The following is a 7,119-nucleotide window of genomic DNA, read 5'->3' on the forward strand; positions in this document are numbered from 1 at the left end:
CAACAGCTATAATTGAATGAAATCATAAGCAAAAACTGTGAGCGATTATTTATTTTCAAATATTTATTAACCGACAATTTCAGAAACATATACGGTAAATACCATTTTAAGGAGCAATTATCTCCCGATGCACCTCTTGTATTCCTGGGTAGAATAGACCCTATTAAAGGAGCGCACATAGCTATTCACGTAGCACAACAGACAGGTAACAGTCTGATTATTGCAGGAAATGTGATACCTCAATTTCAAGACTATTTTGACCAGAGCATTAAAACTCACCTATCAGCCAACATCCGTTATATCGGTCCGGTTGACAATGCACAGGAAAATGAATTATTCAGCAATTCCAAAGCTTTCATTTTTCCACTTCAGTGGCAGGAACCTTTTGGAATTCCAGTTATTGAATTTATGGCTTGCGGAACTTCCGTGCTTGCTTTCTCTTATAACTTCATGCCAGAATTGATCTAGCACGGAGTCAATGGATTTTTATGTGATTCAGAAGAAGGCATGAAAGATAAGATTAATTCACTTCATCTTATTTCCAGGTGGAATTGCCGTCGCATTGTCAAAGGAAAATTTTCACCGCAAATAATGGCGGAACAATATTTGCAGGTTTATTATGAACTCTTAAGTGAAAGAGCTCCCCGAGCTTTATAAAAACCTTTATCTTTCTAGGAATTATCTAAAGTCTATTCCATATGAAACATCAAGCCTATCAACCTATTATTGTCATTCTTGCAGATATGCCCCTGGGACGTCTTCTCCCGCATGAATTTCAAAATCATGACCATAGCTTAACGCCATGGATTTATGCTCTTTTCAATGATTTGGAAGATCAAAAAGATTATCAAATTCACTGGGTTACTTTTAAAAAATATGTATCCCATTCTACCACCCGTCGTCTTAAGGGCCAGATTATTCATATATTACCGGCCTCCAGCCTAGCTGTTGGGCTATTTACCAACCACTTCCTCGCTGCCAAAAAGATTCGCAAACTGCTTCGAAGCTTGCGTCCGGACCTTGTTCATGCATGGGGAATTGAGTTATCCTATGCAAAAGCATGCATGACACAACCGTGTGCAAAATTACTGTCCTATCAGGGAGCTCTCCACGCTTATTGCCAGCGCGCTAAAATGTCTCTGTTTCCCCGCTTGCAAGCATTCTGGGAAAAGAGAATCACTCCCTCATATCCTTTCATCACCTGCGAATCTCCATGGGCCAAAGACCGCATTCTGGAAATAGCTCCCTCTTCACATGTATCTCTCATTGAATATGGAGTGGAGGAATCTTTCTATCATGTAGAAAGACATCCTTCCGTAACTCCAGAATGCCTGTTCGTAGGAACACTTTACGAATTAAAAGGACTAAGATATCTGGTTCAGGCATTTAGTGATCCTTCTCTGCAACATGTTAAACTTTACATTGTTGGCTCAGGCTCTCTAAGAGCAGAGCTGGAGCCCGCAAGTACGCCCAATATCCATTGGACCGGTCCTTTGAACCGTCCGGAACTACAAAAAAGACTGTCTTCTGCATGGTGCCTTGTCCATCCAACTCTAGCCGATACAGGCCCTACCATTATTAAGGAAGCTCGTTGCATGAATTTGCCGGTTATTACTACGGTCAATGCCGGTAGCAAACAATACGTTGAAGACGGTAAATCGGGATACATTATCCCTGTCAAAGACAGTGCAGCAATCTGCCGGGCAGTACTTTCTCTGACCGACTCTCTGGGAAAAAATATCACCATGGGGCTTCAAGGTGCTGATGAAGCCAAAGAAGCCCTTAGGATTCAGCTAACCAGCCGGAAATTCCTTTCCCTTTACAAATCTCTGCTATCTGTTGATCCAGAAACCTCTACCAATTAGCGAATTACAAGGCCGTACAAAAATCCATCCGCCAAATTATTCTATTGCTTGATAGATATGAAAAAAGTTGTCTTCATCAACTTCGGATCTGTCCAGTATCTACACCGACAAATACTGCAGCTTCTTTCTGCAAAATATGCCGGCAAAGCGACTTATGTGCGTGGGTATCAATGCGGAGATTTAAAAAGACTGGGGTTTTATACCTCCCGTCCATGGGCAACCCCTTTACAAAGAGGGGTTTTCTTCTGGTCATGGAAACCTTTTATTATTAATCATGCATTACAGTTATTACAAGATGGAGATATATTGATTTATTCCGACATAGGAAGGCCCTGGGTCCGGCTGTTCTCCTCCCTCCTTCCATTTGCCCAGAATTGGCTGGATGAATTGCAACAGGATATCATTCCCGGAGTGTACATCCCATATACAGGTACCATAGAAAACTGGACCAAGGCAACAACCTTAAAGCAAATGGGAAATCTTTCTACAAACATCCTACATTCCCCACCTATCCAAGCATCTTTCTCTATTTGGAGAAAGACTTCTGTGTCCATGGAACTGGCGGCGGAATGGAATGATAAGTCACGGCATCTTTCTCTTATTGGTGATTACAACACCCAAACGGATATTCCTAATCATCCTGAATTCATTGACCATAGACATGACCAATCCATTCTCTCTATTCTATGTTATCAGAGAGGTCTACATGCATTGGATCTGCCTGCTAAGCCCTTTCTGCAGAATGACAAAGATCTCAATGAATGGTTTCAATATAAAGGTGCACCCCAATCAAAAAAGCTTCCTCTTACGATCATTTCTTTATTATCAGAAGGCACCTATCAACTTGAAAAAATATTACGCCTCTGCTCAAAATCAACTATCTTATGTTGATCCCGTCAACCTCTCTCAGGCATTCTTCTTCCATCTCAACGCATATGGAAAGTGCTTCTGAAGGAAAACTCTGCGTGTTACATTTGAAAAACACATTTTTATCTTAATTTCCTTCTATACATCCTACCTGCGGAATCTCGCATCTTGACAGCGTTTCCTATGCATTTACTATTTATATTTAACCACACCAGGCACTTTACCATTTCTGAATAGATCCACATGAAAATTCTAATTTCCGGTATGTCCTCATGGCATATGAATAAAACTGCTTCATCGCTTGAAAAGCTTGATGCATTGGAAAGTATGTGGACAGGAAACAAAAATCACGGACTTCCATCAGAAAAATATAAAAGAATCTGGCCTTATCATTTGGCCATGAAACCGTTTTATCACTTTTCTCCTGCCAATCTCGAAGAAAAGATGAGATGGCGCCTCCTTTGGCTTTATGATGCATGGATAAAAAAGCAGGTTCTTCCTGAAAGAGTGGATATTGTGCAATGTCCCATGGGATCCTGTACGCCCGTGTTTGATCTGGCAGAAAATTCTGGACGCCGCATTCTAAAGGTTTTTGAAGCTATGAACGGCCATCCCACTACCCAGCGGGGATATTGGCAGAGGGAAGCGGACATTCATTATCCAGGATTTGTCATCCCTATTGGAGAAAAGACATGGGGGCGCATGAATCGTGAAATTTACCGGGCGGATTATATTCTTTGTCCAAGTACATACGTAATGGAAAGCATGGTTTCCAATGGCGTTCCCCCAGAAAAATGCATTCTTAACCCCTTCGGAGTGGATACCTCCCTGTTCTCCCACCGCAGTCAAGAAGAGGTATCCCCGACACCGAAATTCATTGTGACAGGTAATCTGACAGTACGCAAAGGTCATCAATATCTTTTCCAGGCTTTCAGTAAACTGCAGGAGGAATATCCGGATGCGGAATTGCATTCTTTTGGATCTCCGAGGCCTGACTTTAAAAAAGTATTAAAGCAATGGGAAGGTTTTCCCCGCCTGTATTTGAACAGAAATGTACCTCAAACAGAACTGGTACAACATCTTAAAACATGTACAGCTTTTGTGTTCCCTTCCCTGGAAGAAGGTTTTGCCCGTTCTTTACTGGAAGCAATGGCAATAGGTCTGCCCATCATTGCCACGCATGAATCCGGAGCCACGACCATTTTAGACAGGAAATCCGCAATGATAGTGCCTGGCGCCAATGCAAATGCCATTTATCAAGCCATGAAAGCATTATGTGAAAACAAAGAACTTGTCCGGCATTACGGAGAAAAGGCATGGGAGAAGGGAGGACAAAGAAACACCTGGGATGATTATGCATCCCGATTAGTAGCTGCCTATGAAACCCGGTTGTGAACTCGTTCCCGCCCCGATATAAAGGGAACTTGCCGAAAAGTTCCACTCCCCATTCGTCTCTGTTTTTAACGCTCCACATGTCCCTATCATTCCTTTCTTCATTGAATCTCTGATGCACATACATGCAATATTCCTTAAAATTCCGAGATAATTTTTATTGAAGCAGTGCCATGGAAGATTGATCTTATTCAAATGCAAATCACCTTTCTGCCTGCATGGCTGTTGCCCTGAAAATTCTGTTGCAACACCTTCCTACATTCTTTAAATGCCAGGAAATCCCACAGTTGTTTTATGATTGATTCCTTCTCCACGGCACATGTTTCATGCCCTCCTATTCTATTCATCGCCGGCCCTACCGGGTCTGGAAAATCTGCCGTAGCCGTGGAATTGGCGGAGATGATGGGGGCGGAAATCGTCAGTTCGGATGCCTATCAGGTATACCGTGAAATTCCCGTTCTGACGGCGGCTCCTTCCTCAGAAGACCAGGCGCGAATTCCCCATCACATGGTTTCCATCATCCCGGTCCAAATGACTTGGGATGCTACGGAACACTACCATCGGGCCATGCAGTGTCTGAAAGACATCCATGCACGGGGAAAAACGGCTATCGTCACGGGAGGCTCCGGCCTATACTTCAAATTTCTCTCCCACGGCATGTCGGAAGCTCCTCCGGGAGATACGGCTCTCCGTGCCACTTTTGCAAATTATTCCACGGAAGAGTTGTACTCCCAGCTCACTTCTCTGGATCCTGAAGGCGCGTCTGCGACGAATTCCTCCAACCGACGCTATGTAGAACGCAACCTGGAAATTGTCCTTGCCGGAGGAAAACCTCTTTCTTTCTGGAAACAGAACTGGCTGAATCCACCTCTGGGACCCGGCTGGGTCATTACGAGGGACGTTCTGGAACTGGACCGCAGAATCGCCCAGCGTGCTGCCCGCATGATGCAGGAAGGAGCGGTAGAGGAAGTGGCCGCCCTTGGCTCCTGCTCCGCTACGGCAAACCGCACGCTAGGTCTGCAACTCATCCGCTCCATGCTCCGGGGCGAACTTACCCCGGAAGAATGCCAAATACAATTGGCCCTCTCCACCAGGCAATACGCCAAACGTCAACGTACTTGGCTCAAACGGGAGCAATGGCTCAGGAACCTTCCGGCTGCTTCCGATTGTAGCGCCCGAAAACTAGCGGAATACATTCTTCAAGAAGCGAAGATAATTCTCCCGGGCATATGATGACCTCCTTGCGCTCACTTTCCCTAATCCATTTTTGCAAGATGGGAAAGCTATGGCTTCCTAACAAATAGTTCATAATTCACATTCCCTTTTTTGACTATCCCTTTTCTTGCATAGGAAGAACGCAACAATTCGGCAAACATGCGCCCACTTTTCCTTCTGTCATCCAATAAGCTTTCCTTAACGGCCAAATATTCGATCTTTTTATCCTCCACTTCCCTATACTGCTGAAATGTAAGATTTTCCATGATTTCAGGAGTGGAAGAACAAATCGTAAACAGTCGGATATCCGGAATACGATCCAGAAGCCAGTACATGCCCTGATCATTGATCCCTATCAGGGCGAAAGTTTTGTCCGGTGGCACCAGTTCCTGCAAATCTTTTTTCATTGAGGCCATTTTCCTATAGGACCCAGACAATTCATGGACATTGACGGAGTTGCACAAAGCGTACACCACAAGACCTACTGCCATGCATTTCTCCAAAAGGGGGAACCGTTCCCGAGGCACCAGTCTTCCAGGACAAATCATCTCCGACAGGATTAGCAACCCTACATAAGCATAAGGAACCAGGGTAATTAAATAATGTCCGCACTGCATCCGCGCTGAACCGAACAGACAGACAAGACAGAATAGAAAGGAAAAAGTATACAATAGTTTAATTTTACCGGAAATCCGGCTGAAAAGCACCATCACTATCCCAAATGCTATCCAGATGCTATTTATATCACCTGCCAGAATGGATTTGAACAAAACGGCATATTGCGTCAGAACCACTGACAGAGATTCTGCATGTAACCCATAGTAAACAGAAAACAGGAAATATCCCTCCTTCAGAAATACGAGAGAATGGTGATAAATGAAATAAGTCAGGAAGGGAATAATGACGCAGGCCGCTCCCACCAAAGAACCTGCTAAAAGAGAAAGAAACTTTTTCCGTTTCCAACAAAAAAAGGTAGTTACTAATATAGGAAATACCCAGAAACAGCAAATATTGAATTTACTCATGAAAGCCGCTCCCACACCAACTCCCAATACAAATCCGGTTTTCCAGGAAGAAAAGCGCTGTGGTAATAAATATGACCCTGCCATCCAGTACATTCCCATGAATTGCAAAGGCAATAAAAACTCGGAAGGATTACCTCCATTTTCAAAATAAGAGAACTTACATAGCAGACACGGAAGAGTCAAGGCAACGAGAAAAGCCTTTCTTTTACCGACACGAAACAGGGCCAGCCGGTAAGCATATATTAAGGAAATGAAAAGGCAGGCCACTTCCACCAGCAGTACAGGCGTAAATGAATGCCAGCCCCATTGGGCAAGTCCATACAGCAAAAACACCAGCGGTCCTTTTTGGTCAAATAAATCCCTGTAAGGAATAAGCCCTTCCATCATCCCGCGGCCAACAGAACTGTAAATATGAGGATCACACGCCATTGGCATTCCATAAAAAGGAGACAAGGTGCTGGCTAATAATAGAACAATCAAACTAACTCCGACAAAAAAGCAATATTCCCTTTTCATGCACAGGAAAAACCCATAACGGATTACAAATCCGAAGAAGGTGGCTTTTTGGTGTGAGAGCGTAAAATCCAAGGAAATGAAAGGAGTTGGGAAAACTGTGAGAAGGGGTCATATCCCACACCGTTGTTTTATGGAGCATGTCCGGTTATTCCTATTCCTTTTCAAATTTGGCTGTTTGGTTTGACTTCGGATTTGTAATCCGCTATGTATGCAAATAGGAAGAACTCCTGCATGGTGCT

At 43.8% G+C, this 7,119-nt stretch carries 6 protein-coding genes; 5 read left to right on the forward strand and 1 reads right to left on the reverse strand.

The features are described 5' to 3' along the window. Positions 1-12: 12 nt before the first annotated feature. The 5 genes from LIO64_RS11605 to miaA all read left to right on the forward strand — a co-directional run bounded on the left by LIO64_RS11605 (position 13) and on the right by miaA (position 5,357). A complete protein-coding gene (locus LIO64_RS11605; RefSeq protein ID WP_290549610.1) occupies positions 13-468 on the forward strand; it encodes a glycosyltransferase in 456 nt (151 codons plus the stop codon). 230 nt (positions 469-698) lie between these two features. Next, complete coding sequence (locus LIO64_RS11610) at positions 699-1,865, forward strand: glycosyltransferase family 4 protein (RefSeq protein ID WP_290549611.1); 1,167 nt, start codon at positions 699-701, stop codon at positions 1,863-1,865. Between the two features lie 57 nt (positions 1,866-1,922). Continuing rightward, the gene (locus LIO64_RS11615) at positions 1,923-2,756 is read left to right on the forward strand and encodes a hypothetical protein (RefSeq protein ID WP_290549612.1); all 834 of its coding nucleotides are present in this window, start codon (positions 1,923-1,925) and stop codon (positions 2,754-2,756) included. Between the two features lie 219 nt (positions 2,757-2,975). Then, positions 2,976-4,127, forward strand: coding sequence for a glycosyltransferase family 4 protein (locus tag LIO64_RS11620; protein ID WP_290549613.1), 1,152 nt, complete (start codon positions 2,976-2,978; stop codon positions 4,125-4,127). A 291-nt stretch (positions 4,128-4,418) separates the two neighbouring features. After that, the gene (gene miaA, locus LIO64_RS11625) at positions 4,419-5,357 is read left to right on the forward strand and encodes a tRNA (adenosine(37)-N6)-dimethylallyltransferase MiaA (RefSeq protein WP_290549614.1); all 939 of its coding nucleotides are present in this window, start codon (positions 4,419-4,421) and stop codon (positions 5,355-5,357) included. A 50-nt stretch (positions 5,358-5,407) separates the two neighbouring features. On the opposite strand, the gene LIO64_RS11630 is transcribed toward miaA, so the two are convergent. Further along, positions 5,408-6,952 carry a glycosyltransferase family 39 protein gene (locus LIO64_RS11630; RefSeq protein ID WP_290549615.1) on the reverse strand — a complete coding sequence of 515 codons (1,545 nt, stop codon included), beginning with the start codon at positions 6,950-6,952 and terminating at the stop codon, positions 5,408-5,410. Positions 6,953-7,119 lie beyond the last annotated feature (167 nt).

It is taken from the genome of Akkermansia sp. (assembly GCF_020860705.1).
Taxonomy (GTDB): Bacteria; Verrucomicrobiota; Verrucomicrobiia; order Verrucomicrobiales; family Akkermansiaceae; genus Akkermansia.

Excerpts from the sequence above, each read along its gene's own strand:
- LIO64_RS11610 (WP_290549611.1), top strand. The coding sequence starts at position 699 with ATGAAACATCAAGCCTATCAACCTATTATTGTCATTCTTGCAGATATG.
- LIO64_RS11615 (WP_290549612.1), top strand. The coding sequence starts at position 1,923 with ATGAAAAAAGTTGTCTTCATCAACTTCGGATCTGTCCAGTATCTACAC.
- LIO64_RS11620 (WP_290549613.1), top strand. The coding sequence starts at position 2,976 with ATGAAAATTCTAATTTCCGGTATGTCCTCATGGCATATGAATAAAACT.
- miaA (WP_290549614.1), top strand. The coding sequence starts at position 4,419 with ATGATTGATTCCTTCTCCACGGCACATGTTTCATGCCCTCCTATTCTA.